Source organism: Dactylosporangium sp. NPDC005555 (assembly GCF_040605635.1).
Taxonomy (GTDB): Bacteria; Actinomycetota; Actinomycetes; order Mycobacteriales; family Micromonosporaceae; genus Dactylosporangium.
In genome coordinates this window covers 1-1,903 of the sequence record NZ_JBEXDG010000158.1, presented here as the reverse complement: position 1 = coordinate 1,903, position 1,903 = coordinate 1, and the positions used below count along the sequence as shown (strand labels likewise).

The 1,903-nt window shown below is 67.3% G+C and carries 2 protein-coding genes; both read right to left on the bottom strand.

Features of this window, described 5'->3' with window-relative positions; translation table 11 throughout:
- Positions 1-43: 43 nt before the first annotated feature.
- Complete coding sequence (locus ABZS58_RS51205) at positions 44-925, bottom strand: zeta toxin family protein (RefSeq protein WP_354792110.1); 882 nt, start codon at positions 923-925, stop codon at positions 44-46.
- Complete coding sequence (locus tag ABZS58_RS51200) at positions 922-1,233, bottom strand: hypothetical protein (RefSeq protein ID WP_354792108.1); 312 nt, start codon at positions 1,231-1,233, stop codon at positions 922-924. Before ABZS58_RS51200 ends, ABZS58_RS51205 begins: the two co-directional genes overlap by 4 nt.
- Between the last annotated feature and the right edge of the window lie 670 nt (positions 1,234-1,903).

The following is a 1,903-nucleotide window of genomic DNA, read 5'->3' as shown; positions in this document are numbered from 1 at the left end:
GACTGAATGTACGACGACGCTTCGACATTGAGTAACCACCCTTTCACGGACATTCTACTGGGGTTCCATGTCCGGAAAATCCGCGGCGGCTCAGTCCGGCGAGGTCGGTGGTGCGGTCGCGGAAGTCCTCGGTTGCTGGAGCGGACCAGGGTTGGTGCCGGGTGGCTTCCATGGCCTCGACGAAGCCGGGTGGCCGCAGGTACCGGTCGGGGGTGGCCAGGACGTTGCTGTAGACCGGCTCCGGTTCGCTGCGGGCGAAGACGTAGGTCTCGTCGGCGAGGCATTCCCGTTCGACCATGGCGGCGGTTTCCAGAACGCCGGGATAGCCGCGGTCGGCGTTGTCGACGTATCGGCCGCCGCCGTTGGTTTCCCGTTCCTGCTGGAGTCGGTCCAGGACCGCCAGGTCGGCCATCGCTTGCGGTGCGGACACGCCGACGAACCGGACGTGGCACAGTGGCCGGCCGTTCTCGTCCGGGGTGCGGAGGCGGTTGAGGAGGTCGCGGGTGCGTTGTGGGTTGTCGGAGTTGGTGTCGACGACGAAGTCGAACCGGCGGTGCAGGCACTCCTCGATGGCGCGGGCGGCCATCTTGCGTGAGTCGTGGTACACCACGGAGCCTGCCGTCAGGTCGTCCTGGCGGAGCAGTTCCGGCCATCGGGGATCATAGGTGCCGATCTCATCGCCGGAGATGATGGCCGGTTCGCGCGGCATCCCCGCCGTCAATCGGTGGATCACCGTTGACTTGCCGACGGCGGGACGACCACTGAACACGGTCACCTGGATCTGCTCCGACAGCGGCACGGACTTGCGGACGCCCCCACTGCGCGTGGACTCCAGCGTCCTGCGGCGGACTTCGTCGACGTAGACCTGTTCGTGCACATCGGCCGGCAGCGCGTGGGGAAGGCGTTCATGTGGACCGGTGGTCACGCATTGCCCAGCAGACCTCGAGCGATCGGTCCGTACTTCTCCAGAAGCTGCCGTATCTCGGCGTCCTCCATGATCGGCAAACGGCGCTTGCTGGCCCAGTACTCGTCGTTCTGGGCGCGCATCGCCGCCAGATTGTCAGCGTCTGGGTGCGCCTTGGCTTCCTCCTCGCGAATCTGGTTGCCCGACCAGCCGCACAGCAGACCGAGGAGCGACTGGGCGGACTCCCGCCGTGTCATCTCATCCGGAGACCACCATTCTCCGATGTTGAGGTTCTCCCACGAGGGTCGGATCTCAGGCTGCTCGGTCATGGTGCCATTGTCTCGCCTGCCGATGAAGTACGCCGCCCCGAACGTGAGCCGGGTGCGGCGCGGACGTCACCGATTGACGACCTCGCACGGCAGGGCACGTCCCTGGCGCAAGGTCGTCCGGTTCGTATCGTGCATCGTGCGCTCCACCGACCTGGGTCGACCCTGCTCGCTGGACCTGCGGTCCGGCTCGCCGTGGGTCGGCGGGATTCCCCGCGCACGGCTTCGCCGTGCTCCCCAGTGGGGGAGCTTCGCTCCACCCACACCCCTCGAACCCCGTGGGCGGCTGGGCACCTCGCGAAGCTCTGGCGTCGGCAGCTGTCGACCTCGCTGAGGGCCGGGCCGCCCGAACGCACGCAGCCCGCCGTTCTCGGTCATCTAGGGGCGTGGGGGTGCGCTCGGAAATGTCGCTGTCTCTGTGGGAACCCTAGCCGTGGGGCACGACAGTTCTGACAGCCCATCGATCGCCGGGCGGTGGATGGCGGCAACGGCCGGTGCGCCCGGGGTGGTGGTCGCGCCGGTCGCTCCGCGTCGCGGGACCGGTCGCCAGGTCGTCGCGTTGTCAAGGGCGCCTGAATACTGGATCTGGCCCACTTTGGTTGATCGATGTTGGTCCCTGGTGGGTGTTCAGGTGGGGTTGAGGACGCGGATGCGGAGGAGGTCGAGTTTGGCG